Here is a 24,859-nt window from a genome sequence, read left to right on the forward strand (position 1 = left end):
GGCTTCCCCTTCACGCCCCGCCAGCGCCTGACCATGAACCCCAACTACCTCGACTTCGAACAGCCGATCGCCGAACTCGAAGCCAAGATCCGAGAGCTGCGGCACGTCGGTTCGGACAATTCGATCAATCTCGAAGAGGAAATCCAGCGCCTGGAGGCCAAGTGCCGGGAACGAACCGAGTCGATCTTCGCCGAACTCAGCGACTGGCAGATCTCCCAGCTCGCCAGGCATCCGCAGCGGCCCTACACGCTCGACTACATTCCGATGATCTTCGACCGCTTCGAAGAACTTCACGGCGACCGCCACTTCGCCGATGACAAGGCCATCGTCGGTGGCCTGGCCTCGCTGGACGGCCAGGGCTTCATGGTCATCGGACATCAGAAGGGCCGTGACACCAAGGAAAAGGTGCAGCGCAACTTCGGCATGCCCCGACCGGAAGGCTATCGCAAGGCCCAGCGCCTGATGGAAATGGCCGAGCGTTTCGGCCTGCCGATCGTGACCTTCATCGACACCCCGGGCGCCTACCCCGGCGTCGGTGCCGAGGAGCGGGGGCAGTCCGAAGCCATTGCCAAGAACCTGGCCGTGATGGCCCGCCTCGAAGTCCCGATCATCTGCAACGTGATCGGCGAAGGCGGCTCCGGCGGTGCACTCGCCATCGGTGTCGGAGACCGGACCAATATGCTGCAGTACAGCGTCTATTCGGTGATCTCGCCGGAAGGCTGTGCCTCCATCCTCTGGAAGGATGCGGGCAAGGCGGAAACGGCCGCGGGGGCCCTGGGCCTGACGGCGCGCCGCCTGAAATCCCTGAAGCTCATCGACAAGGTCATCAAGGAACCGGCCGGGGGCGCGCATCGCTCACCGCAGCAGGTCGCCGTGCGCCTGCGCGAGACCATCGTCGCCCAGATCGACGCGCTGCGCCAGATGAGCGCTTCGGAGCGGCTCGAGGCACGCTATCAGCGCCTGATGAGCTTCGCGGCCTTCGATCGCGCGTGAGCCCGCGGCTGTCTGACGCCGGACCGCCACTTCACCCCTCGCCCTCCGAGCTGCCAGGCCGGGGCCCGCTCCTCATCGCCTTCAGTGGCGGTCCGGATTCGGTCTGCCTGGCACAGGAACTCAAACGCTCGACCACGCCACGCGAGCTGATCTGCGTGCACGTCGATCACGCCCTGGACGAGCACAGTGCGACGCGTGCCCGACAAGCCGCCGATCTGGCCGCCGCCCTCGATCTTCCCTGCCGTGTCGAGCGCCTGCAGCTGCCTCGACAGGGCAATGTCGAGGCCCGGGCGCGAGAAGCCCGCTATGCCGCACTGCAACGGCATATGGACGCAGAAACCACCCTGCTCACGGCCCATCACCGCGACGACCAGATCGAGACCGTCCTGCTGCGTCTGCTGCGCGGTGCAGGTCCGGCTGGCCTGGCCGGCATTCCCCGGCTCCGACGCCTCGGCCCGGGCTGGCTCGCTCGACCGCTCCTGGACTGGAGCCGCGAGCAGATTCTGGATCGACTTCGAGACCTCGACCTGAACTGGATCGAGGACCCCTCCAATACCCTGTCCCATTTCGATCGGAACTTCCTTCGCCAGGACATCCTTCCGAGCCTGAGAGAACGCTGGCCCGGGCTGGATCGCGCCATCCTGCGCAGCGCCCGGCTGGCCGGCGCCGCCGCAGAGGAGCTCGAAGCGTTTGCCGAACGGGATCTGGCGGACTGCCTGGGCGAAGCAGGCTGCCTGCGCCTGGACCGCCTGCAATCGCTCTCCAGCTATCGCCAGGCCCAACTGCTGCTGAGCTGGTGCGACCGCCTGGGCCTGCCCCGCCCGCCGGGACGTCGCCTCGACAGCCTGATCGAGCAGCTGGCCGAGGCCCGGGCAGACCGTCAGCCCGAACTCCGCTGGTCCGGCCTGGCCCTGCGCGCATGGCGCAGCGGGCTGTGGCTGGACGTCGAAAGCTGGCCGCAGGACTACACCCTGGACTGGCCGCCGGGAGAGCCGCTTCAGCTGCCCCCGCCGCTGGGGGTGTTACGGCTGAACGGAACCAGTCGGCTCCCTGGCCTGACGGTGTCCAGTGGTCGGGCCGGCGAACGCTTCCGCCCGAGGCCCGATGGACCGCGGCGACTCGTTCAGCAGTGGCTGGCCGAGCGCGATATTCCGCCCTGGTCGCGCACCGCCTGGCCGCGGATCCGGCTCGACGACCAACTCGTAGCACTCGGCACGGACTGGCTCGATCCGGGCTTTGCCGATCGACTGGCGGCCGAGGGCCTCGAGCTGCGCTGGGATCGGTTAGACTTCGCGCCATGAGCAAGAAGTCCGATTCCAGATCATCCTCCAGCCAGTCCGATCAGGCCGAAGCGCTGGATTTCGAAGCCGCCCTCGAGCAACTCGAGTCCCTGGTCGAAGCCCTGGAAAGCGGCGACCTGGCACTGGCCGATTCACTCGAGCACTTCGAGAAAGGCATCCGCCTGAGCCGTCGCTGCCATGAACTGATCGACGGGGCCCGTCAGAAGGTCAGTCTCCTCAGCGATCCGGACCAGGAAGACCGGGCCAGCGACTTCAAGCCAGAATCCGCCGAAACGTCAGATTGATCCTCGGTGCGACGGCCTGCCGGGTCTTCGGGACCTCGTGCAGCCAGTGATGCTGGAGGTCGCCGGCCATCAGCAGCAAGCTGCCGTGCGCCGGCTCGAACTGATAGCGCCCGGCGCCGCTGCGGGCTTTGAGCCGGAACCGCCGGCGTCCGCCCAGACTGATCGATGCGATCAGGGGATCGGGACCGAGCTCGGCCTCGTCGTCGGCATGCCATCCCATCGAGTCCTGCCCGTTCCGATAGAGATTGCACAGCACGCTGTTGAAGCCCCCACCCAGGCGCTCGTTCAATCGACGCACCAGCCCGAGCAGCGGCTCCGGCCAGCCCGTGGCGCTCAGGCGCTTGCCCGAGTAGGCATAGCTGATGCCCGGCTCACCGTGAAAAGCGGTCAGACGCGGCTGGAGAACCTCGCGCCCGAACAACTTGATCGGTCGCTGCTGCCAGTCGAGTGAACGCTCCAGGACCTGATACAGACGGTCGGCCTCGCTCGCCTGAATCCAGTCCGGCAGGTACTCAATTCGCCCCGCCGGCGGCAACCACCATTCACCAGCGTCGGTGGAAGAAATGCTGATCATCGAGGCAGTGACCTTCATCAATGAATGATCCGAAAATGCTAATATTCACCTCAGGAGAGCCAAGTACACCACAAGCAGGAGAATTCCATGAAAACATGCAGTCGACGTGATCTTTTCAAATACCTGGGTGCGGGCTCGCTGGCCCTCATGCTTCCGACCCTGTCCCGCCTGTCCAGCGGTCAGGCCTGGGCGCAGGACAACCAGCTCGACCCGGCCTCGCCGCAGGCGGCCGCACTGGGTTATGTCCACCACTTCGAAGAGGTCGACCGCGAAACCTGGACGCGCTACGCGCCCGGTCAGATGTGCTCCAACTGTCAGCTGGCCCAGGGCGATCTGAGTGCCGACTGGTTCAACTGCGCCATCTTCCCCGGCAAGCAGGTCGCGAAGGAAGGCTGGTGCAATGCCTGGGTGCAGCGCCAGGGTTGATCCCGAACCAGCTTCGATCCGTTCAACGGGCCGGCACCTCGCCGGCCCGTTTTCTATCCGGGCTCAGCGAGCCCGCGCCAGCAGCCACCAGGCCAGTCCGGCCAGGAAGAACGGCGGCGCCAGCGCCACGACCATGACCGGCCAATTCAACAGCAGGCCCAGGTAGGTTGCGAGTTCGGTCAGCATCTGGAAACCGAGCCCCAGCACCAGCGCCCCGACCAGACGCACGCTCACCGCCCGGCTCTTCAGCGGCACGGCGGCCGTGGCCATGGCGGCCAGCACCATGACCAGGCAGGTCAGCGGCAGCGCCAGGCGCTTCCAGAGGACCATCTCGAACTCGGCCACGTCCTGGCCGCGCTGCTTCAGACCCCCGACGTACTGCCACAAATCGCTGAGGGCGAGAGAGGCCGGGGGCAGCAGCAGCAGCTCCAGCTGCCGCGCGGTCAGGAAGGAATCCCAGCTCAGGGAGTCCAGGCGCTCGAAATAGGCCTCCGGCGAGGCGTTGAAGTCCCGGATCCGAACGTCTTCCAGCAGCCACCGACCATCCGGTCGCACGAGCGCGTCGCCCGCGCGGATCTGGCGCTGCAGCTGTCCATCCTCGGCGAACTGGTACAGGTTGATGCCGGTCGGAATCCGCCCCAGGCGAAGCTCCTGGACATTGAGAAATTCATTGCCTGACCGGATCCACAGTCCGTGCGAGGGGTGCCAGAGCCCGCTCTCTCCCAGGGAAGCGCCCAGCAGCCGCTCAGGACTCTGCCGGATCTCCGGGGTGACCCACTGCAGCGCGGACAGCGCCAGCAAGGAAACCACCAGGCCCGGAATCAGCGCCAGGCCGGTCAAGCGCCAGATCGACAGACCGGAGACTCTGAGAATGGTCAGTTCATTGCGTGCCTGCAGGCTGCCCATGGCCGCCGCCGTCGCCAGGACGGTGATCACGGGCAGCAGGTCGATCAGACCCTCTGGAAGCTGGCGCAAGGCCGACAGGCCGGCCAGCAACAGGTCGGCCGAGCCGGACAGGCCCTGCTCCAGATTCTCCAGCATGTGCAAGAGCCAGAGCAATGCCCCGATGGCCGTGGCCGCCACCAGGTAGGCCCCGCCCAGGGTGTTGAGCAGATAGCGCGTCGACAGCTTCACAGCACGCTCCCCGGCCCACGCTGGAACAGCAGAAAGCGAGCGCCCAGGATCAGCATCAGGCTCATCGGCAACACGAACAGGCCCGGCAGCGCCGGCAGGCTGGCCTGCTCCAGCCAGTTCATCAACACGCCCAGGACGCTGAAGTACAGGGTTCCGGCCAGGCTGGCTCCCAACACCCGAGCCGACTGACCCTGGCGCGGATTGATGCGGCTCATGGCCATGCCGAGCAGGGCCAGGGCGATCACCGACAGCGGCGACAGGAGCCGCCACTGCAGTTCGGCTCGTTCGATGGGGCTGTCGTGTGCCAGCAACTCGGTCGTGGACATCGCCCGCCTGAGCTGCTCGCGGCGCGGCGGCGGTCGCGTCTCGAACTCGACCTCGAAGCGGTCGAAGTGCCCGATCAGATCGTCCTCGCCGCCCGGAACGATGCGATAGCTCTGCACATTGCCGGTGAAGATCAATCGCATCCGGTCTTCCTGGGCCACGGCCTGCTCGAGACGCTCGGCCCGAAGCACGCCCTGAAAACCGGGCTGGCGCTGATGCACGAGAACCTGATCGAGCCCACCGTTCGAAGCGGACTCGGCATAGATCAGCCACTGCTGATCACCGACCTGGAAGCGCCCGGGCTCGATGCGGCTCAGGTCCAGCTCGGCGGCCAGATCCCGCTCCAGCGCATAGAGCGTCGAGTAGGCCCAGGGCCGGAACAACAGCGACAGACAGGCCACGATCAAGGCCACGATCAAGACCCAGTAGGCCAGACCGAAGAGGATCCGCTGGCGCCCTGCTCCACCGGCCGCCATCGCTTCGATCTCGTGGCCGGCCTGCAGTCGTCCCAGACCGATGACCACGCCCAGCAGCACCGAGGCCGGCACCAGCACATCCAGGTAGAGCATCAGTCGCAGCACGGCCATGGTCATGACCGTGCCCAGAGGCAGGCTCTCGGCCGCGGCCCGGGCCAGCAGCTGGCTGGCGTAGAAGACCAGCACGACGACCAGCAGAAAGGCCAGCACCGACAGCACGGGCCGCAGCACCTCGCGGGCAAGATAGCGCTCGATCAGGTGCATGGACTCGCTGGCTCGGCCGATGCACGGCAACGCGCATCGATGAGGCCTTCGACCAGGCGCAGGTCCTCCGGCGTATCCACGTCCACCGCGCTCAGCGGATCGGGCACGAGACGATAGTCGATCGAGAAGCCCAGCCGCTCGGACAGGGCCTCGAAGGCCTCATCGACGCGCAGCCGCCCGGCCAGGTAGCGTGCCAGATTGCTCCAGCCGACCAGGGAGACGATCTTCCAGGGCTTCTTGCGTTCCCGCTCGACCCGCTGCCAGAGTTCGAGCACCGCGTCGGCCCGGCGACTGCGGAACTGGAACAGGTTGGTGCCACCCAATTCGAGATCGGCAAAGCGATAGCGCGTGCGTCGACTGTCGGGGAAGCGCGCACGAACACCCGCATGATCGACCAGGCCAACGCGCAGATCGTCCTCGCCCTCACCGCACAGGCCCTCCAGCCAGTCAGGCGACAACAGGGGATGATCCGCCGTGACCAGCATGACGGGACGCTCATCGCCCAGCGCGGCCAGGGCCTTGCCCACGCTGCGACTCGGTGAGTCGGCCGGCGCCACGAGCGTGACCGGCACGGACAGATTCGCGGCCTCGATGGCCTGTTCGTAGGCGTCCGACGCGGGGGCGACGACCGCCAGCTCTGCGGCCCGTGGCCAGGCCCCCAGGCTATCGAGCACTCGGGTCAGCATCGCTCGGCCGGCGACCGGCACCAGGGTCTTGCCGGGCACGCCGGCCTGGCGGGCCAGCGGATCGTTCGGGCCGCGATCACCGGCCAGCACGATGACGTTCATCGGACCGCCACCGGCAGCTCGCATTCGTAGAGGCGATAACGCTTGTACAGATCACCGCCCATCGCTTCGATCATGGAGTTCATTCCGCGATTGCTTTCCAGAATCCAGCTCAGCTCGACCTGACCCACCCCATCGGCCTCGAGCGCCTGGCGGACCTGTTCGATCATCGAAAAACTCACTGCCGCTCCCATCGGACCGCGCTGGTGCGCCTTGCGAACCCCCATCAGAGGCACCCGGGCCGTCGTCGCCAGACGGCGCTTCAGACGCCAGAGCAGCCGGGCCCAGCCGAACGGCAGTAGCCGCCCATTCAGGTCGGCGATCAACTCGTTGATATTGGGCAGCGCGACGATGAAGCCGGCCGCTTCACCATCGACCTCGGCGACGCAGGTGTAGGCGGGCCGGATGATCTGGCGAAGGTCCTTGCCCATTGCCCGGAATTCTGCCCCGGTCAGCGGCACGAAGCCCCAGTTGTCGGACCAGGCATCGTTGAAGATGTCACGCAGCAGTTCAAGCTCTTCATCATAGCGCGAAAAGTCCAGTGGCCGGAGGCGAAGGCGCCCATCCAGACGGCGAGTGAGGCGCTGCATGGCCGCCGGCGGCTCGAAGTCCGGCGGCAGCAGATAGGCGAGCAGGTCCATGGCCTTGACCAGGCCGCAGGCTTCGAGTCGTTCGGCATAGTAGGCCGGTGCATGATTCATCATCAGCATCGGCGGCGTCTCCCGCCCTTCGACGAGCAGGCCGCAGCCCTGGTTGATCCCCAGATCGAAGGGCCCACGCAGCCAGCCACAGCCCCGCTCGCTCAACCAATCCGATGCCGCTCGGAGCAGGCCGGCGAAGACCTCGCCGTCATCGATCCCTTCGAGTTGCCCGAACCAGCCCAGCCGTCGACCGTCGACCGACGGCGCCAGACGGTCGATCTGGGCGCTGATCGTGCCCACGGCATCGTCCCCGCGCAGGGCCAGAAAGGCCTGTGCTTCGGCATGCTCGAAGAAGGGATGGCGCGCCGACCACTGATGGCGGCGCTCCATGCGCAATGGCTCGACCCAGTTCGGATCCTGACCCTGAATCCCGCGAGCGGCGCTCAGGAATCGACGCATCGCCCGACGGTCGCTCACCGCCTCGACCCGAAGCGTCGAGTTCATCGCCGGGCTCCGGACACCGGGCCGGGCCGGCCAGATGTGATCCATCTCTCAATCCGAGGCCCCAAGCTTGCCGCAACACCTGCTGCGACCCGCGGACCGGCGGCCGCGATCGAATTGACAGTTTTCATCAGAGATTCGTCCACTTATAATGGGAGGTTATTCTGCGACTATAATAAGAACCCCAGACGGGACGCTACAACAAGCAAGGGAAACCAATATTTTGATGCAGCATCCTACGCCGACCAATCATTCCCTGCCCCTCAAAACCTCCGGATTCAGAAGCCTCGCCGAGGCCCTGGACTATGCCGCGGGCGGGGAGACGGGTTGCAACTTCTACAATGGACGGGGCGAGCTGACCGAGGCGCTGACCTACGCCGAGCTGCGTGAGCAGGCCCTCGAACTCGCTTCCCGTTTGCATGCGCTCGGATTGGAGCGCGGCGCGCGGGTTGCACTGGTGGCGGATACCCATCCGCATTTCCACGTCTTTTTCTTCGCCTGCCAGTACGCAGGCCTGGTTCCCGTGCCCCTGCCGGCCGCCGTGCACCTCGGCGGCCGGGAAGCCTTCGTCGCCCACCTGCGAGCCATGCTGGTCGACTCCCAGGCGCGCGTGGCCTTTGCTCCCGACAGCTTCGCCGCCTTCCTGGCCGAAGCCTCCGAGGGCCTGGAACTCGAAGTCTCGGGCACCCTCGCCGATTTCGCCGATCTGCCGCGCGCCGAGCGACTGCCGGAGCCGCCCGCGCCCGAAGAACTGGCCTACCTGCAGTACACCTCGGGCAGCACCCGCTTTCCCCGCGGCACGATGATCACCCAGCGGGCCGTGCTGGCCAATCTTGCCGGCATCCTGCAGTTCGGGGTCCAGATTCGCCGGGGCGACCGCTTCACCTCCTGGCTGCCCTACTACCACGACATGGGCCTGGTCGGCCTGATCCTCGGCCCACTGGTCTCCCAGCTGTCCGTGGACTACCTCGGCACGCGCGACTTCGCCATGCGTCCGCGCGTCTGGCTGAAGCTGATGTCGGCGAACCGTTCGACCATTTCCTTCAGCCCGCCGTTCGGCTACGCTCTGTGCGCCCGTAGAGTTCGCGCGAGCGATCTGGATCGCTTCGACCTGAGCTCCTGGAGAGTCGCCGGTGTGGGTGCGGAGATGATCCGCGCCAGCTGGCTGAAACGATTCGCCGATGCGCTGGCCCCGGCCGGCTTCTCGCCGGCGGCCTTCCTGCCCTGCTATGGAATGGCGGAATGCTCCCTCGCGGTCAGCTTCGCACCCCTGGGCCAGGGCATCGACGTCGATCTCCTCGACGCGGACGTCCTCGCCCAGGATCGTCACGCTCGTCCGGCCAGCGCGGACCTGGACGACACGCGCATCACCGAGTTCGTCAACTGCGGGCGCCCCCTGCCGGACTACGAAGTCGAGATTCGCGCCGCGGACGGTTCCCTCGTCGCCGAGCGCGAATGCGGCGTGATCTACCTGCGCGGCCCCAGCGTCATGAGCGGCTACGCGAACAACGAGGAAGCCAGCCGCGAAGCGCTGAGCCACGATGGCTGGCTGAACACGGGCGATGTCGGCTACCGTGCCGGCGACAGCCTGTTCATCACCGGGCGCGCCAAGGACCTGCTGATCATCAATGGCCGCAACATCTGGCCGCAGGACCTCGAGGAAGTCGCCGAACAGCAGCCTGAAGTGCGCGCCGAAGACGCTTCGGCCTTTTCGATCCCCGGTGAAGACGGCACCGAAGTCGCCGTGCTGGTCGTCCAGTGCCGAGAGCGCGACGCCTTCCGCCAGGCCGATCTCGTCGAGCGCCTCAAGCAGCGCATCCAGTCCGAGTTCGGAATCGCCTGCCTGATCGAGCTGGTGCCCTTGCATACCCTGCCACGCACCTCCTCCGGCAAGCTGTCGCGAAGCGGCGCTCGCCTGGACTTCCTGCGTCGCAACGGCCTCGAATCCCGCCCGGTGCTGTCCCAGGAACTGGTCGATCGGACGCCCCACACCGACGCGGTCGAAACTTCCCGCGGCTGATCGCCGCGGGTTCCCCACGCACGCCCATGGCCAGGATCGCCCTGACCGGCGCCAGCGGCTTCGTGGGGCGCCACCTGCTCGCCGCCCTGCTCGAGGGCGGCCATGAGATCCGGGCCCTGGTTCGTCACCCCGAACAACTGCCGGGCCGCCATCAGCTCACCCCCGTTCGAGGTCGCCTGGACGACAGCGAGGCCCTGGGCGAGCTCGTCTCCGACGTCGACGCCATCATCCACCTCGCCGGAGCCACGGCCGGAATCGACTACGCCGAGCTGGCCCGTGTCAACGCCATCGGCACGGCCCGCCTGGCCGAGGCCGCCGAACTGCACGCCCCTGGCGCGCGCTTCATCCACCTGTCCAGCCTGGCCGCACGTCGCCCCGAGCTATCGGACTACGCGGCCAGCAAGCGAGCCGGCGAAGACCTGCTCGTCGACCGCGAGCTCGATTGGGTCATCCTGCGCGCACCCGCCATCTACGGGCCGGACGATCCCGCCCTGGAACCCCTCTGGCAGGCGCTTTCCAGGGGCTGGCTGGTCCGCACCGGGCCGCCCCGGGCCCGCTTTTCCCTGCTGCACGTCGATGACCTGGCCTCGGCGCTGATGACGCTGGCGGTCACGCCGCAGGCGGCGCAGCACCGGGTCTTCGAGCTCGATGACGGCCACCCCGGCGCCTACGGCTGGCCGGAGCTGCGCCAGCTGGCAACGGAACAGCGTGGTCGGCCGGTCCGGGAGCTGCCGGTGCCGAAGATGGCCCTGCGCCTGCTCGGGCACGCCAATCTGCTGCTGGCCCGTCTGCATCGCCGGCGTCCGCCCCCGCTGGTGCCAGGCAAGGTGCGTGAACTGGTCCATCACGACTGGGTCTGTGATAATAGTGGGCTTCCCGGTTGTCCCGACTGGACTCCGAAGTACACATTGAAAACCGCCCTGCCGACGCTGCCGGGCTGGAGAGACGCTTGATGAACACGAGCACCCGAAACCGGGTCGATGACGCCATCGGCAAGGCCCTGTCCATCGCCCTGCCCGAACTCGAACAACCCAACCGCGATGCGGCCCTGACCAGCGACATGGGCCTGGATTCGGTCCAGATCATGAACCTGGTGATGGAAATCGAAGACGAACTCGACATTTCCATTCCCGTGGATCTGCTGTCGGAGACGCGCACCCTCAATGAACTGGCCGCACGCCTCGTGGCCCTGATCGACGAGGACGGCGCATGAGCCTGTTCGACAAGTTCGCCAAGCTGGCCGAAGCCCGCGCCGCTCTGGGTGCCGAGGGCCCGTCCGCCATCGCCACGCCGATCGAGTCGGTGGAATCGGCCAGCCGCGGACGCATCGCAGGCCGGGAAGTGATCCTGGCCGGAACCAACAACTACCTCGGCCTGACCTTCGACCCGGACGTCATCGCTGCCGGCCGAGAGGCCCTGGAACGGCTCGGCAGCGGCACCACGGGATCTCGCATGGCCAACGGCAGCTACGCCGGTCACCGCGCCCTGGAAGCCGAGCTGGCCGCCGCCTTCGGCTGGCCTTCGGCGATCGTGTTCTCGACCGGCTATCAGGCCAATCTCGGCACCCTTTCAGGCCTGGCCGGCGACGGCGATTACCTGCTGGTCGATGCCGACAGCCACGCCAGCATCTACGACGGCTGCCGCCTGAGCCGCGCCCAGACCGTCGTCTTCCGCCACAACGATCCGGACAACCTGGACCGCCGCCTGAGCCGCCTCGGTGACCGGGCCAGCAACGCCCTGGTCGTGGTCGAGGGCCTGTACTCGATGCTGGGCGACCAGCCGCCGCTGGAGGAATTCGTCGAGGTCAAGAAGCGCCACGGTGCCTGGCTGGTGGTCGACGAAGCGCACAGCTTCGGCGTCTTCGGCGAGCGCGGCCTGGGTCTGGGCGAAGCCGCCGGCCTGCTCGACGACATCGACTTCGTGGTCGGGACCTTTTCCAAAAGCCTGGCCGGCATCGGCGGCTTCTGCGTCAGCCGCCACCCCGAGCTCGAACTGCTGCGCCTGGCCAGTCGCCCCTATATCTTCACTGCCTCGCCTTCGCCGGCCGTCATCGCCTCGACGCGGGTCGCCCTGGACAAGGTCCTGCAGGGTCAGGCCCTGCGCGAGCGCCTGCATCGCAACATCCGCCGCCTGTACGAGGGCGCCGAGGCGATGGGCTACCGACTCGGCAGCGAACAGCCCGGCCCCGTGGCGGCTCTGATCCTGCCCGACCGTGCCACCGCCCTGGCCCACTGGCAGGGCCTGCTCGAGGCCGGCGTCTATGCCAACCTGATGATTCCGCCAGCCACCCCGGCAGGCCTGAATCTGCTGCGCATCAGCATGAGTGCGGCGCACAGCGACGAGGACGTCGACCGCATCCTTGCAGCCCTTCAGGACATGGCCGCCGCCATGCCGTCCCAGGCGCCCTCCAGCGCCGTTTCGGCCTGAGAGCGCGAGTACAGCAGCACCCATAGCACCGTGGCCGCCCTCGACGGCGGCCCGGATTCGATACACTTGATTCTTTGACCATCGAGCACGTCATGAACTTCCCGCAACCCTTCTACCGCTGGCGACCGCACCCCTGGCATGGCCTCGACACCGGCCGCAACCCGCCGCTGGACATCCACGCCTACATCGAAATCACGCCCTTCGATACGGTCAAGTACGAGATCGACAAGAAGACCGGCTACCTGCGCGTGGATCGCCCGCAGCGCACCTCCTCGCAGCCGCCGACGCTCTATGGCTTCGTCCCGCGCACCTTCTGCGGCGACCGCGTCGGCGCCCTGATGCCCAACGCCACTCGTGGTGACGGCGATCCCCTCGACATCTGCGTATTCAGCGAACGCCCGATCTCGCGCAGCGAAGTGCTGCTCAACGCCCGCGTCATCGGTGGCCTGCAGATGCTCGATCACGGCGAGGCAGACGACAAGATCGTCGCCGTGCTGGAGAACGACAGCCTGTGGGGCGAAGCCGAAGACATCACCGACCTGCCCCCGAGCCTGGCCGAACGCCTGCGCCACTACTTCCTGACCTACAAGCTGCTGCCGGGCGAAGAGGCCGAGATCTCCATCGACAAGATCTACGGCCGCGACCACGCCGCCAAGGTCGTCGAAGCCTCCGTGCTGGACTACCAGGACGAATTCGGCGGCTGAGCACGCGAGGGGCCCGAAAAATGAAAAAAGCCCGATTCGGGCTTGACGATATTCCGATCCAACGGGATAATACGCGGCTTCAATTCCCCGGTAGCTCAGCTGGTTAGAGCGGGTGACTGTTAATCACTAGGTCGTTGGTTCGAATCCGACCCGGGGAGCCAAATCAAGAGAAAAGGCCCTGCAGGCATCGCCGCAGGGCCTTTTTTCTTGGCTGGATCCTGGCGCTGGAACCGGGCCGCGCGAGGCGGCCCGGGGGCGTGGATCAGCGCGGGTCCAGGTGAACCATGAAGGAGCCGGTGCTGCTGCCGTAGCCGCTGACGACCAGCTGGTACTGGCCGGCCGGCAGGGCGTACTCGATCTTGCAGTTGAAGTCTTCGTCCCCGTCGTCGTTCTCGTCCATCACTTCACCGTTCGATGAACGCAGCTCGCAGAAGGTGTCCGTGTCACCGCTGGTCCGCATGATGTAGCGACCATCCTGGGCGATGTCGAACTCGAACAGCACGCGATCTCCAGAGTCGGCGATCCGCGAGGCCATGGCCTGTCCCAGGGTCAGGGTGAAGCTCTCCATCTCGTTGCGCTCGACCATGAAGGTCGGCGAACCGCTTTCTTCGCTGTAGCTCGCGATCATGACGGTGTAGCGACCCGGTTCCAGGCGTCGCGACAGGCCGCAATTGAAGCCGTCGCCGTCATCGTCGTTGCTGGCGAGCTCCGTGCCATCGGCGCTGAACAGGGTACAGACCGTGTCCAGCTGGCCGGAGGTGCTCATCCGGTAGTCACCGGCTTCGGTGATCTCGAAGTCCCGAGCCGAGGGCTGGTGAGCTTCGACCTGCACGGTCGAGACCTGGCCGACGTTGATGGATTCGCTCGGTACGCGCTTGGCGGTGATGTAGGCCTCGCCGCGATCGTCCGTGTCGAAGCCGCCGACCTCGATCTGATAGTTGCCCGCGTCCAGGCGGGTCAGCAGCAGGCAGTTGAAGCCCGAGCCGCTGTCATCGTCTTCGGCGAGCATCGCACCGGCCTCGCTGAAGACCTTGCAGACCACGTCTTCTTCGCCTTCGGAGAAGATCGAGTAGAAGCCGGCTTCGCTGACACTGAAGTCGAGACGGGTGTCGGTGAAGCCGACGTCGATGCGCGTGCGTTCACCTTCGTGCAGGGTACTGGAGCCGCCACAGGCGGTCAGCAGCAGGGCCGGCAGCAGCGCTGCACCGCCCAGTCGATTGATGTGCTTGTTCATGGTCTTCCTCCAAGGTCTTGGTCAATTTCACTGGCGAACACCCTCCCCGCATTCGCTTTCGATCCCCTTGATGACTCTTCAGTCTTCACTCATTCCTATCCAATGCCAGGCGCCACACAAAGCGCACCCAGAGCAGCCAGGCCACCAGCGCCAGCGCCGCGGCGGCCACGAAGATTTCGTACTGCTCACCGAAGCGATTCGTGGCCACCATGGCGATCACGGCGCCGAGGCCGCTCAGGGCGGAGACCAGCACCGGATGTGCCTCCGGTGGCAGACGATCATGCCAGATGGCTCGAATCAGCACGAATCCCAAAGGCGCCAGCGCGCTCAGCATGGCGCCGAGGGGCGCCATGGTCGAGGGATGGCGAAACACGGCCACGCCCGACCAGATGGCGATGGCCAGCCAGACGACAACGACCAGCGCGTTGACCGCCCGCGTCATTCGCCGTGGTAGGAGGTCACTCGCTCGACCTCGGCCCGCGAACCGAGGATCACGGGTACGCGCTGGTGGATTTCCTGCGGCTCCAGCTCCAGGATCCGCTGTCGGCCCGTGGTCGCGGCACCGCCGGCCTGCTCGACGATCATCGCCATGGGGTTGGCTTCGTACATCAGGCGGAGCTTGCCGGCCTTGCCGGCCGCGCTCAGCTTGGCGTCCCCGGGGTACATGAAGATGCCGCCGCGAGTGAGAATCCGATGCACTTCGGCAACCATGGAGGCCACCCAGCGCATGTTGAAGTCCTTTCCACGCTGTCCTTCCTTGCCCGCGAGGCATTCGGCGATGTAGCGCTCCACCGGCGGCTCCCAGTGGCGACGATTGGACATGTTGATCGCGAACTCGGCCGTTTCCTCGGGGATACGCACGTTCTCGCGGGTCAGCAGGAATTCACCGAAATCACGGTTGAGGGTGAACATGCTCACCCCGTCACCGGTGGTCAGGACCAGGATCGTCGCCGGACCATAGAGGCAGTAGCCGGCCGCCACCTGCGCCGTGCCGGGCTTGAGGAAGTCGGCCTGGGTCGGGTTGCGAACGCCGTCCGGCGCCTTGAGGATCGAGAAGATCGTACCGACCGAGACGTTGACGTCGATGTTCGAAGAACCGTCGAGCGGGTCGCAGAGCACCAGGTAGTTGCCGCGCTGGCAGTGATCGGGCAGCTGGTGGATGTCGTCCATCTCTTCCGACGCCAGGCCCGCGATGTGACCATTGTGCTGCAGCGCCTCGATCATCAGCTCGTTGCTGATCACGTCGAGCTTCTTCTGCTGCTCGCCCTGCACGTTCTCCGACTCGGCCGCGCCGAGCACGCCCACCAGATCGCCCTTGTTGACGAGATCGGCGATCCGCTTGCAGGCCACGGCGATGTCGTTGAGCAGGCCCGTGAAGGTGCCACTGGCCCCCTGGATGCCCTTCTGCTTGTTGATGGTGTAGTTGGTGAGCGTGGTACCGATGCGCATGAGGGGTTCCGGGGATGATCAGGGGCCAGGCCGCGATTATACCGCCGAGCGGGCTCGCTCCCGCCGCCTACACACGCGCTGGGTATGGTAATGGTCACACTCGCACCAGGAGCTTCCATGCCTCGCCGCGCCTTCGAACGAGCGCTCGAACGAATCACCCACGCCGCCGAACACAGCGATATCCCCGACGAGGCCTGCCAGCGCCTCGCTCATCCGAAAGCGGCACTCACCGTCTCGGTCCCCGTGCGGATGGACGGTGGGCGCCTGAAGCTCTTCACCGGCCACCGCGTCCAGCACTCCGATCTGCTCGGGCCCGGCAAGGGCGGACTGCGATTCCACCCGGACGTCGACCTCGACGAATGCAGCGCCCTGGCGCTCTGGATGACCTGCAAGTGTGCCGTGATGGATCTGCCCTACGGCGGCGCAAAGGGCGGCATCGAGGTGGATCCACGCGAGCTCTCGATGGCCGAAGTCGAACGCCTGAGCCGGGCCTTCATTCGACAGATCGCCGACTTCATCGGCCCGGACCGGGACATTCCCGCGCCGGACGTCTACACCAACGAACACATCATGGGCTGGATGATGGACGAATACGGGCACGCGGTTCGTCGGCACGAACCCGCCGTGATCACCGGCAAGCCCCTGGCCCTTGGCGGCAGCGCCGGACGGTCCGAGGCCACTGGCTTGGGCGGTCAAGTCTGCATCCAGGCCCTGGCCGAGCGCCAGGACTGGACACCCGAGGAGACGACCGTCGCCATCCAGGGCTTCGGCAACGCCGGCCAGGCCGTGGCCCGTCACCTGCACGAGTCGGGCTACCCAGTGGTCGCCGTGTCCGATTCGGGCGGCGCCATTCACCAGGCCGACGGGCTCGACGTGCCCGCGGTCATCGAGGCCAAGAACGAGGGCCGCAGCCTGAAGGAGATCTACTGCACCCATTCGGTGGGTGAGCAGGAGAATGCCGAGCGGATCGACAACGAGGCCCTGCTGGAGCTGGACGTGGATGTCCTGATACCGGCGGCCCTGGACGATGTGATCACCGAGGACAACGCCGAGCGCATCCGGGCCGGAACGATCGTCGAGCTGGCCAACGGACCCGTGACATCGGATGCCGACCGCATCCTCGAAGACCAGGGCACCCTGGTCGTGCCCGACATCCTGGCCAATGCCGGCGGGGTGACGGTCAGCTACTACGAATGGCTGCAGAACCGCAGCGGCGAACGCTGGCCGGAGCGCAAGGTCCACAAGCGTCTGGAAAAGCGCATGCGGCGGCAGTTCGATCGGGTCATGGACCTGGCCGAAGACCGCGAGCTGTCACCGCGCACCGCCGCCTACGTGCTGGCCCTGGAACGTCTCGGCCGTGCCGCTCAAGCCGTCGGAACCCGCGATCTCTACCGACAGGAACGGTAGGGAGCCTCTGAATAATCATGCTCGGGCGCGACAGGTCTTTGCGGGAGTCACGCGCTTGACGGCACTCCGTTACGGCTTCTTCGCTGCGCGAAACCGCCGCATCTCCGCTGCCTGCGCTGGCTTGGCTTGGGTGAGCGCCGTTTCGTGCCAGGTGCGGTTTGCCGAAGGCAAGAAGCGCCTGGTGACGAAACGATCAGCGCGTGCGGTTTGGTCATTCCAAATAAGCGAGACCAAACAAGGCGGAGACCCCGCAAAGGCCTGTCCCTATCGGGTTTCGCCGGAAAAGCCGCATCTCGCGCGTCGCGCCACTCGGCCGTAGCTAAGGCTACTGTCACTCGCATCGCACCGCACGAGATGCGGCTTTTCCGACTGAAACGCGCTCCAAGCATGATTATTCAGAGGCTCCCTAGGATCTCCGGCTCGGCTATCATCCGATCATGCACGGCCTGCAACAAGGAACCGCAATGAACAGCTTCTACCGCCCCTCCATTCTGATCATTTCCCTGCTCGCCTCCGCCGGGCTGCGAGCCGAGACCTGGGTCCAATGCGGCGGCCTGATCGACGTCGAAAGCGGCCGCAGCCTCGGGGCCAGCACCCTGGTGATCGAGGATGGCCTGGTCGCACGGCGCCTAGACGGCCACCCCTCGGTGCCCGAGGCCGCCGAGCGCATCGATCTGAGCGCTCTGACCTGCCTGCCGGGCCTGATGGACATGCACACCCATCTGACCAGCCAGTCCAGCCCCAGCGCCTACATCGACCGCTTCACCCACGACCCGGCCGAGATCGCTTTCCAGTCCAGCGTCTACGCCGAACGCACCCTGATGGCCGGTTTCACCACCGTGCGCGATCTCGGTGATTCCTTCAACGTCAGCATCGCCCTGCGCGACGCCATCAACACGGGCCAGATCGTCGGGCCACGCGTCTATACCTCGGGCAAGTCCCTGGCCTCGACCGGCGGACACGCCGACCCGACCAACAGCTGGCGAGTGGATCTGATGGGGCGCCCGGGCCCGCGCGAAGGCGTGGTCAACGGCCCCGATGCCGCCCGCGAAGGCGTTCGCCAGCGCTACAAGGATGGAGCGGACCTGATCAAGATCACCGCCACCGGCGGCGTGCTCAGCGTGGCCGCCAGCGGCCTGGCACCCCAGTTCCAGGCCGACGAACTCGAAGCCATCGTGTCCACGGCGCGTGACTACGGGATGCAGGTGGCCGCCCACGCCCACGGCAAGGAAGGCATGCTGCGGGCAATCCGCGCCGGCGTGCATTCGATCGAGCACGGCACGATGATGGACGAGGAGGTCATCGAAGCGATGATCGAGCACGGCACCTGGTACGTGCCGACGGTCCTGGCCGGCGCCTTCGTCGCCGAAAAGGCCGAGATCGAAGGCTACTTCCCCGAGATCGTGCGGCCCAAGGCGCTATCGATCGGTCCGATGATGCAGGACACCTTCGGACGCGCCTGGCGGGCTGGCGTCCGGATCGCCTTCGGCACGGATTCCGGGGTCAGCGCGCACGGCGGCAATGCACGGGAATTCGAGCTGATGGTCGAGACCGGCATGCCCGAGATCGAGGCCATCCGCACCGCCACCCTGAACGCGGCCGAACTGCTCGGCATCCAGGACCGGGTCGGCGCCCTCGCCGAGGGTCAGTGGGCCGATCTGATCGCGGTCGAAGGGGATCCCAGCAACGATATCCGCGCGCTCAACGAGGTGGCCTTCGTGATGAAGGGCGGCGAGGTCTATCGGCGCCCCGAGGGCTGAGCCGGACATCTCCTGCCTGGTGGTCCCGGGCCGCCCTGGCCCGGGGTCTCAGTCCTCGCGCCCGCTGCGCCAGATCGACAGCAGCAGCCAGACCCCACCCAGCGCGGCGCCTACGAAGCCCATCAGGCCGAAGATCGACAGCCCGCCCTCCCCTGGCTGGACATTCAGGGCGATCGCCGAACCGATGATCAGGGCCGCCGTTACCACGCCCAGGGTCAGGCGGCTGGCCGCACCGTCGAGGCGATGGCTGACTTCCTTGAGCGAGTTGACGTCGACGTGGACCTCGATGCGCCCGCGTCGGGCCGCCCGCAGCAGCCGACTGAGGTCCTCGGGCAGCCCGCCGAGGATGCGTACGGTCTCGATCAGGCTCTTCTGCGCGCGCCGGGCCATCGCCGCCGGCGAGTAGTGGCGCTTGAGCACCGCCTCGACGACGGGCCGCGCCTCGCTGGCCATGTCGAAGCCGGGATCCAGAGAGCGCCCCATCCCTTCCAGGGTGATGAAGGCCTTGAGCATCAACACCAGGTCCGGCGGCAGCATCAGATGATTGCGTCGGAGCACGCTGGTCATGTCGCTGATCATCGCCGACATGTTCAGTTGCTCGAGGGGGACGCCATGGTACTGGTCGATGAATTCGGCCACCTCCTCTTCCAGGCGATCGGGGTCGGCGTCACTGTCCGCGCTCCACTCCAGCAGGACACTTCGCACCTGACGGACGTTGCGGTCCACCAGACCGTGCAGCAGTTCGGCCACCTCGTAGCGTCGCTCTTCGGTCAGCCGCCCGACCATGCCGAAATCCAGCAGCGCAATGCGATCGCCCGGCAGGTACTTGACGTTGCCGGGATGCGGGTCGGCGTGGAAGAAGCCGTGCTCGAGGATCATCCGCAGAATCCCCGAACTGCCGCGCTGGGCGATTCGGTGCGCATTCAGACCGGCCCGGCGCACGCCCTCCAGGTCGCGGCCGCTGATCCCTTCGATGTAATCCTGCACGTTCAGACGCTCGCCGCTGTACTGCCAGTGGACCCCCGGCACCACGATGCCATCGTCCTCGTCGAGCTCGTCGGCGATCCGCTCGGCGTTGCGACACTCGGCAGCGAAGTCCAGCTCGCGGCGCAGTGACTGGGTGAACTGCCGGACCAGCTCTCGCGGCCGATACTGGCGCAGCTCCGGCGCCTCGGACTCGACGATCTCGGCCAGTCGCGCGAGCAGGCGCAGATCGGCCTCGACCACCGGACGAATCCCCGGGCGACGAACCTTGAGCACCACCCAATCCCCCTCGGGCAGGCGGGCCCGATGCACCTGGGCCAGGGAGGCGGCAGCGAGGGGTTCATGGTCGACGTCCGAGAAGATTTCATCGGGCGGGGCGCCGAGGTCCTCGGTCAGCTGCGCTTCGATCTCGGCCCAATCGACCATCGGCGCCTTGTCCTGGAGCTGCGAGAATTCGCTCAGCCATTCCGGCCCGAACAGGTCGACGCGGGTGGCCAGCACCTGGCCCAGCTTGACGAAGGTCGGCCCCAGTTCTTCCATCACCCGGCGCACGCGCTCGGGTGGCTTCAGGCGCGCCAGTTCCTCGGCCCGTTTCCAGTGCAGCACCTTGCCCGCCCCCTCCAGGGCGCCGGCCATGCCGATGCGCTGAACCACGTCCCCGAATCCGTAACGAACAAGAACCGCGGCGATGTCCTGGACGCGTCCCAGGTCCCGCGCGGCGCTCAGAGCCTGCCACAACATGATGTCCTCTCCGCGAAGCCTTTGATCATCTTCGACCCACGATAGCCGATTTCCCGCGACGCGGCTTGCTCGGGCCCGAAGCGGACCCTCCTTGTCGGCGCCGCGAGTCTCGGCAGGCGCCATATTCCTGCCGGTTATATGCTGAGAACACGGATATCGTTCACCCTGACGGCGTCCCTCGTTAGGATGAAGGATCGGTCAGGACGCTCCAAGGCATCCAGGGGACGCCTGCCCGTTCACCACCGATACGCTACCGTGCAACGCAGACGAGATTCCATCGCGAGCAGCCAGACCATGATCCACGACAACATTCTGCAGACCATCGGCCGGACCCCGGTCGTCCGGCTCAATCGCCTGGCCCCCAGCAAGGTCGAGGTCTTCATCAAGGCCGAATTCTTCAACCCCCTGGCTTCGGTCAAGGACCGCCTGGCCGTGGCCATCATCGAAGATGCCGAGCGCCGGGGTCGACTGCAACCCGGCCAGACCGTGATCGAGGCGACCTCGGGCAACACGGGCATTGCCCTGGCCATGGTCTGTGCCGCCAAGGGCTATCCCTTCGTGGCCTGCATGGTCGAGACCTTCTCCGTCGAACGGCGCAAGCTGATGCGCGCCCTGGGCGCGAAGGTCATCCTGACGCCGGCCGAAGAGCGCGGCACGGGCATGGTCCGGCGCGCCGAAGCCCTGGCAGAAAAGCACGGCTGGTTCCTCGCCCGCCAGTTCGAGAACGAGGCCAACCCCGCCTACCATCGCAACACCACGGGCCCGGAAATCCTGCGCGATTTTGCCGATCGGAACCTGGACTACTTCGTCGCCGGCTGGGGCACGGGCGGGACCATCAGCGGCGCAGGCGAGATGCTCAAGCTGGCCCGCCCCGGACTCAAGGTCATCGCGGCCGAGCCGGTCAATGCCTCTCTGCTCGCGGGCAAGGAGTGGACGCCCCACAAGATCCAGGGCTGGACCCCGGACTTCCTGCCCAAGACCCTCAACCAGACGATCGCCGACGAGATCATCACCGTCAGCGACGAAGAGTCCCGCGATACGGCCCTGGCCCTGGCCAGCCAGGAGGGCATCTTCTGCGGGCTGTCCGGCGGCGGATCGGTCGCGGCGGCCCTGAAGCTGGCCGAGCGGGTGCCGGATGGATCGACGATCCTCGCCATCGTCGCCGACACCGGTGAGCGTTATCTCTCCACCTTCATGTTCGAAGGCATCAACGAGGGCTCGGACGACGACTGGCTGGCCAGCCTGAACGATTGATAGAATCCGGAGCATGTCGAAGGCTCCGGACAACACTCGCTCCCTCGGACCCGCCCGCCGGGTCCTGGCCGCTCTGGCCGCTCTGGCCGCTCTGGCCGTGCTGGGCCTGCTCAGCGCCTGCGCGACGACCCCGCCGGCCAACCAGGACAACCTCTGCGAGATCTTCGAGGAATACCCCGAGTGGTACGACGATGCGCGCCGCTCCGAGCGCCGCTGGGGAACACCGATCGCGATCCAGATGGCCTTCGTGCGTCAGGAATCCGCCTTCCGAGCCGGCGCAAAGCCGGAACGGCGACGCTTTCTGGGCATCTTCCCCGGCCGACGCCCCTCCTCGGCCGAAGGCTATGCCCAGGCTCAGGACCCGGCCTGGGCGGACTATCGCCGGGCCACGGGTCGGCGCTTCGCCAGTCGAGGCGACATGGAGGACGCGCTGGATTTCATCGGCTGGTACAACGACGTCAGTCACCGGCGACTGGGCCTGGCGCGCAACAACGCCTATGACCTCTACCTGGCCTACCACGAGGGCCATGGCGGCTACTCACGGCGAAGCTGGGCGGACAAACCCCGCCTTCGTCAGATCGCCAGTCGTGTCGACGAACTGAGCCTGCGCTACCAGCGCCAGCTGGCCAGCTGCGAAGACGCGCTGCGCTGCCGGCGCTGGTATCAGTTCTGGCCCTTCTGCCGCTGAACGAGCACGCTGGCGTACAGGAAGCCGCCGACAGCGCCCGCCGCCGAGAGCAGCAGGGTACCCAGCAGACCGCGGGAGGCGCCGATCAGGGTCACCGGCAGCATCGCATTCATCGCGGCCAGGGCCGTGTAGATGGCCACGAAGCCCGCCAGGGCGAACCATCCCCTTCCAAGGCCGGGCAGCCGGGAGGCCGGCCAGGCGGCGACCAGCAGGGCAATCAGCAAGGCAAAGGCACTGACGATGGCATAGGTCGGCGCAAAGCTGAGCAGATCGAACAGGGTCACCTCCAGACGCGTACCCCAGTCGATCTGCTGACCCAGCTCCGCGATTCGAGCCAGATTGAACTGCGTCTGGATCACGCTGCCGAGCAGCGCCGTGACCAGCACGGCCAGCAGGAAGGCGAGCAACCAGCGAATCACGGCCATGAGTTTGAATCCCTCGGACTTGACGATGAAGGCCCCGAGCTTACCCCATTCGGACGCCCCTGCCGTTACTAGCCCCACCGTAAGTATTGCCTCATTCAGCTTGTCTCTCAGCGCTCGTGGCAAGGCGTTGGTGCGAAGTGCGTAGCCGGGCCTACGTTGAGCGCCAACAACGCAGTCCACGGGCGATGAGAGGCAAGCCCTGCGGGGGCTCCGGACGAATCCGCCTGCAGCGCAGGTCGTAAGCAGGGTGCGGTTTGCGCAGCAAGAAGCGCCCTGCTGAAGACCGTAGCGCGTGTTAAAGTGCCTTGACGTAGACTGACTATGCCTTCGGCACTTTGCCTTGCAGGCGAATCCGTCCGGAGCCCTGAATGTGGCAATACTTACGGTGGGACTAGTACCATGCCTTCAGTCCGACGACGAGAGTTGCCAAGCCATGCCCGCCATCCTGATCTTCGCTATCGCCCTGCTGCTGGCGCTGCCGGGGCCTGCCCACGCCGAGTTCGAACTCGACACCGTGGCCGAGGGCCTGGATCACCCCTGGTCACTGGCCTTTCTTCCCGAGGGCGGTTACCTGGTCACCGAACGAGTCGGCCGTCTGCGCCGCGTCAGCCCCGAGGGTGAGCTGTCCGAGCCGATCGAGGGCGTGCCGCCGGCCTGGGTCCGCTCCCAGGGCGGGCTGATGGGCCTGGCGCTGGATCCCGATTACGAAAGCAACGGCTGGATCTACCTGACCCTGGCTCATGGCACGGCCGAGGCCAACGCGACCCGCCTGGTCCGTGCGCGCCTGGATGGCCCGCGCCTGGTCGATCTGAACGTCCTGTTCACGGCGCGACCGACGCGCGATACGCCGGTCCACTACGGAGGCCGGATGGCCTTCCTGCCCGATGGCACCCTGCTGCTGACGATCGGCGACGGCTTCGATGATCGCGAAGACGCACAGAGCCTGGAGAGCCACACCGGCAGCATCGTGCGCCTGCACCGCGATGGGTCAGCCCCGGCCGACAACCCCTGGTCCGGACGCAGCGACGCCCTGCCCGAGCTCTACAGCATCGGCCACCGCAACCCCCAGGGCATCGTGCTGGATCCGGACAGCGGCCGGGTCTGGTCGCACGAACACGGCCCCCGCGGCGGCGACGAGCTCAACGTGATCGAAGCCGGCGTCAACTACGGCTGGCCCGTGGCCACGGAAGGGATCGACTACTCGGGAGCCCGCGTCTCGCCCTTCACTTCACGTCCCGGCATGCGCGACCCGGTCCTGGTCTGGACGCCCAGCATCGCCCCGTCGGGCATGGTGATGGTGCACGGCGATCGCTATCCGGACTGGAGCGGCGATCTGCTGATCACCAGCCTGGCCGAGCGCAGCCTGCGCCGGATCGACCTGGACGATGGCGAGGTCGTCGGACAGGAGCGCCTCGAACTGCCCCTCGACGAACGCCTGCGCGACGTGCGCGTCAGCCCCGGCGGCGAAATCTACCTGCTGACCGACTCCAGCGACGGCCGCATCCTGCGTCTGCGGCGAACGCCCTGATCGAGGGTCAGGCCTTGCTGCCCGGCTTGCCCTTGCCGCTGGGCGCCCTAGCATCCGACGAAGACGGCGAAGACGACCCTGCCGAGGGCTTGGCAGCGGCGCCGGTCGACCCCGAGGCCGCTGCGGAGCCTTGAGGCCCGGCGCTCGACGAGGGTCGCACCGAGCTCCCGATGCGTTTGAGGCGGATTTCCTGATCGGACACCTTCGGCATGCGCTCGCGCACGACCTGCTCGTCGACGAGGCGCTCCGCACCCTCGCTCAAGTGATCGAAGACGGCCTTGTAGCTGTCGGTCAGGCGGTTGATCAGTTCCGCCGTCTGGACGAAGTGGTCGTTGACCTGCTCCCGGAACTGTTCGTTCTCCTCGCGCAGCTGACGAACCGAATGCCCCGGCCCCGCCGCGGAACGCGTCAGCAACCAGACGACCAGGGCGCCGACGGCCAGTCCGAGAGCGAGTGCGCCTACCACCCAAACCATGGAATACATCGAGCACCTCCTACCAAGAATGAAGCTTCATGGTATCAATCCTCGCCGCCC

25 protein-coding genes and 1 tRNA gene are annotated in these 24,859 nt (G+C 66.6%); 15 read left to right on the forward strand and 11 right to left on the reverse strand.

Going from position 1 to position 24,859, the window contains the following annotated elements:
* Window positions 1-33 precede the first annotated feature (33 nt).
* From WM2015_RS08680 to WM2015_RS08690, 3 genes are read left to right on the forward strand one after another with little or no spacing between them, the layout of a single operon-like run.
* On the forward strand, window positions 34-993 hold the full coding sequence (locus WM2015_RS08680; protein WP_049725667.1) for an acetyl-CoA carboxylase carboxyltransferase subunit alpha: 960 nt from the start codon (window positions 34-36) through the stop codon (window positions 991-993).
* Complete coding sequence (tilS, locus tag WM2015_RS08685; protein WP_049725668.1) at window positions 990-2,294, forward strand: tRNA lysidine(34) synthetase TilS; 1,305 nt, start codon at window positions 990-992, stop codon at window positions 2,292-2,294. The genes WM2015_RS08680 and tilS overlap by 4 nt, the downstream gene beginning before the upstream one ends.
* Window positions 2,291-2,578, forward strand: coding sequence for an exodeoxyribonuclease VII small subunit (locus tag WM2015_RS08690; RefSeq protein WP_049725669.1), 288 nt, complete (start codon window positions 2,291-2,293; stop codon window positions 2,576-2,578). Before tilS ends, WM2015_RS08690 begins: the two co-directional genes overlap by 4 nt.
* Here the strand turns inward: WM2015_RS08690 and WM2015_RS08695 are convergent.
* Window positions 2,547-3,170: an alpha-ketoglutarate-dependent dioxygenase AlkB family protein gene (locus WM2015_RS08695; RefSeq protein ID WP_211260917.1), complete on the reverse strand. Its 624-nt coding sequence runs from the start codon at window positions 3,168-3,170 to the stop codon at window positions 2,547-2,549. The genes WM2015_RS08690 and WM2015_RS08695 overlap by 32 nt on opposite strands.
* A 69-nt stretch (window positions 3,171-3,239) precedes the next feature.
* Here WM2015_RS08695 and WM2015_RS08700 point away from each other — a divergent pair, with 69 nt between their 5' ends.
* Window positions 3,240-3,578 (forward strand): high-potential iron-sulfur protein, encoded by a 339-nt coding sequence (locus WM2015_RS08700; protein WP_082169584.1) that lies wholly within the window; start codon window positions 3,240-3,242, stop codon window positions 3,576-3,578.
* A 63-nt stretch (window positions 3,579-3,641) separates the two neighbouring features.
* Here WM2015_RS08700 and lptG read toward each other — a convergent pair whose 3' ends face one another.
* Genes lptG through WM2015_RS08720 form a run of 4 tightly spaced genes read right to left on the reverse strand, consistent with a single transcriptional unit; the run spans window position 3,642 to window position 7,706 of the window.
* Window positions 3,642-4,712, reverse strand: a complete 1,071-nt coding sequence (gene lptG, locus WM2015_RS08705; RefSeq protein ID WP_049725671.1) for an LPS export ABC transporter permease LptG — start codon at window positions 4,710-4,712, stop codon at window positions 3,642-3,644.
* Window positions 4,709-5,776, reverse strand: a complete 1,068-nt coding sequence (gene lptF, locus WM2015_RS08710) for an LPS export ABC transporter permease LptF (protein ID WP_049725672.1) — start codon at window positions 5,774-5,776, stop codon at window positions 4,709-4,711. Before lptF ends, lptG begins: the two co-directional genes overlap by 4 nt.
* Window positions 5,767-6,564 carry a nucleotidyltransferase family protein gene (locus tag WM2015_RS08715; protein WP_169751133.1) on the reverse strand — a complete coding sequence of 266 codons (798 nt, stop codon included), beginning with the start codon at window positions 6,562-6,564 and terminating at the stop codon, window positions 5,767-5,769. Before WM2015_RS08715 ends, lptF begins: the two co-directional genes overlap by 10 nt.
* Window positions 6,561-7,706 (reverse strand): N-acetyltransferase, encoded by a 1,146-nt coding sequence (locus WM2015_RS08720; protein WP_211260918.1) that lies wholly within the window; start codon window positions 7,704-7,706, stop codon window positions 6,561-6,563. The genes WM2015_RS08715 and WM2015_RS08720 overlap by 4 nt, the downstream gene beginning before the upstream one ends.
* 223 nt (window positions 7,707-7,929) lie before the next feature.
* Here WM2015_RS08720 and WM2015_RS08725 point away from each other — a divergent pair, with 223 nt between their 5' ends.
* From WM2015_RS08725 to WM2015_RS08750, 6 genes are all read left to right on the forward strand, one after another.
* Window positions 7,930-9,723, forward strand: coding sequence for a fatty acyl-AMP ligase (locus tag WM2015_RS08725; RefSeq protein WP_049725674.1), 1,794 nt, complete (start codon window positions 7,930-7,932; stop codon window positions 9,721-9,723).
* A gap of 26 nt (window positions 9,724-9,749) precedes the next feature.
* A complete protein-coding gene (locus tag WM2015_RS08730) occupies window positions 9,750-10,676 on the forward strand; it encodes an NAD-dependent epimerase/dehydratase family protein (RefSeq protein ID WP_049725675.1) in 927 nt (308 codons plus the stop codon).
* Window positions 10,676-10,936: an acyl carrier protein gene (locus WM2015_RS08735; RefSeq protein ID WP_049725676.1), complete on the forward strand. Its 261-nt coding sequence runs from the start codon at window positions 10,676-10,678 to the stop codon at window positions 10,934-10,936. The genes WM2015_RS08730 and WM2015_RS08735 overlap by 1 nt, the downstream gene beginning before the upstream one ends.
* Window positions 10,933-12,150, forward strand: coding sequence for a serine palmitoyltransferase (gene spt, locus WM2015_RS08740; protein WP_049725677.1), 1,218 nt, complete (start codon window positions 10,933-10,935; stop codon window positions 12,148-12,150). The genes WM2015_RS08735 and spt overlap by 4 nt, the downstream gene beginning before the upstream one ends.
* A 92-nt stretch (window positions 12,151-12,242) precedes the next feature.
* Entirely contained in the window at window positions 12,243-12,854 is a 612-nt protein-coding gene (locus WM2015_RS08745; RefSeq protein ID WP_049727037.1) for an inorganic pyrophosphatase, read from the forward strand.
* 84 nt (window positions 12,855-12,938) lie between these two features.
* Window positions 12,939-13,015 (forward strand) — tRNA-Asn (locus WM2015_RS08750).
* 101 nt (window positions 13,016-13,116) lie between these two features.
* Here the strand turns inward: WM2015_RS08750 and WM2015_RS08755 are convergent.
* From WM2015_RS08755 to WM2015_RS08765, 3 genes are all read right to left on the reverse strand, one after another.
* Entirely contained in the window at window positions 13,117-14,088 is a 972-nt protein-coding gene (locus WM2015_RS08755) for a DVUA0089 family protein (RefSeq protein ID WP_049725678.1), read from the reverse strand.
* 85 nt (window positions 14,089-14,173) lie between these two features.
* Window positions 14,174-14,530, reverse strand: a complete 357-nt coding sequence (locus WM2015_RS08760) for a hypothetical protein (protein ID WP_049725679.1) — start codon at window positions 14,528-14,530, stop codon at window positions 14,174-14,176.
* The gene (locus tag WM2015_RS08765) at window positions 14,527-15,537 is read right to left on the reverse strand and encodes a class 1 fructose-bisphosphatase (protein ID WP_049725680.1); all 1,011 of its coding nucleotides are present in this window, start codon (window positions 15,535-15,537) and stop codon (window positions 14,527-14,529) included. The genes WM2015_RS08760 and WM2015_RS08765 overlap by 4 nt, the downstream gene beginning before the upstream one ends.
* Before the next feature lie 117 nt (window positions 15,538-15,654).
* Between WM2015_RS08765 and WM2015_RS08770 the strand changes: the two genes are divergently transcribed.
* Together WM2015_RS08770 and WM2015_RS08775 are read left to right on the forward strand one after the other, a co-directional pair.
* Window positions 15,655-16,944: a Glu/Leu/Phe/Val family dehydrogenase gene (locus WM2015_RS08770; RefSeq protein WP_049725681.1), complete on the forward strand. Its 1,290-nt coding sequence runs from the start codon at window positions 15,655-15,657 to the stop codon at window positions 16,942-16,944.
* Between the two features lie 464 nt (window positions 16,945-17,408).
* Entirely contained in the window at window positions 17,409-18,704 is a 1,296-nt protein-coding gene (locus WM2015_RS08775; protein ID WP_049725682.1) for a metal-dependent hydrolase family protein, read from the forward strand.
* Between the two features lie 48 nt (window positions 18,705-18,752).
* Here the strand turns inward: WM2015_RS08775 and WM2015_RS08780 are convergent, their stop codons facing one another.
* On the reverse strand, window positions 18,753-20,429 hold the full coding sequence (locus WM2015_RS08780) for an ABC1 kinase family protein (RefSeq protein WP_049725683.1): 1,677 nt from the start codon (window positions 20,427-20,429) through the stop codon (window positions 18,753-18,755).
* Between the two features lie 255 nt (window positions 20,430-20,684).
* Here WM2015_RS08780 and cysK point away from each other — a divergent pair, with 255 nt between their 5' ends.
* Both cysK and WM2015_RS08790 read left to right on the forward strand, forming a co-directional pair.
* Window positions 20,685-21,683, forward strand: a complete 999-nt coding sequence (gene cysK, locus WM2015_RS08785) for a cysteine synthase A (protein WP_245609751.1) — start codon at window positions 20,685-20,687, stop codon at window positions 21,681-21,683.
* 13 nt (window positions 21,684-21,696) lie between these two features.
* A complete protein-coding gene (locus WM2015_RS08790) occupies window positions 21,697-22,371 on the forward strand; it encodes a transglycosylase SLT domain-containing protein (RefSeq protein ID WP_221293471.1) in 675 nt (224 codons plus the stop codon).
* Here the strand turns inward: WM2015_RS08790 and WM2015_RS08795 are convergent.
* A complete protein-coding gene (locus tag WM2015_RS08795; RefSeq protein WP_049725685.1) occupies window positions 22,347-22,796 on the reverse strand; it encodes a hypothetical protein in 450 nt (149 codons plus the stop codon). The genes WM2015_RS08790 and WM2015_RS08795 overlap by 25 nt on opposite strands.
* Before the next feature lie 433 nt (window positions 22,797-23,229).
* Here WM2015_RS08795 and WM2015_RS08800 point away from each other — a divergent pair, with 433 nt between their 5' ends.
* A complete protein-coding gene (locus WM2015_RS08800; RefSeq protein WP_049725686.1) occupies window positions 23,230-24,324 on the forward strand; it encodes a PQQ-dependent sugar dehydrogenase in 1,095 nt (364 codons plus the stop codon).
* Window positions 24,325-24,331: 7 nt separating this feature from the next.
* Here WM2015_RS08800 and WM2015_RS08805 read toward each other — a convergent pair whose 3' ends face one another.
* Window positions 24,332-24,808, reverse strand: a complete 477-nt coding sequence (locus tag WM2015_RS08805; protein WP_049725687.1) for a Z-ring associated ZapG family protein — start codon at window positions 24,806-24,808, stop codon at window positions 24,332-24,334.
* Between the last annotated feature and the right edge of the window lie 51 nt (window positions 24,809-24,859).

The sequence above is a fragment of the Wenzhouxiangella marina genome (assembly GCF_001187785.1).
Classification (GTDB): domain Bacteria; phylum Pseudomonadota; class Gammaproteobacteria; order Xanthomonadales; family Wenzhouxiangellaceae; genus Wenzhouxiangella; species Wenzhouxiangella marina.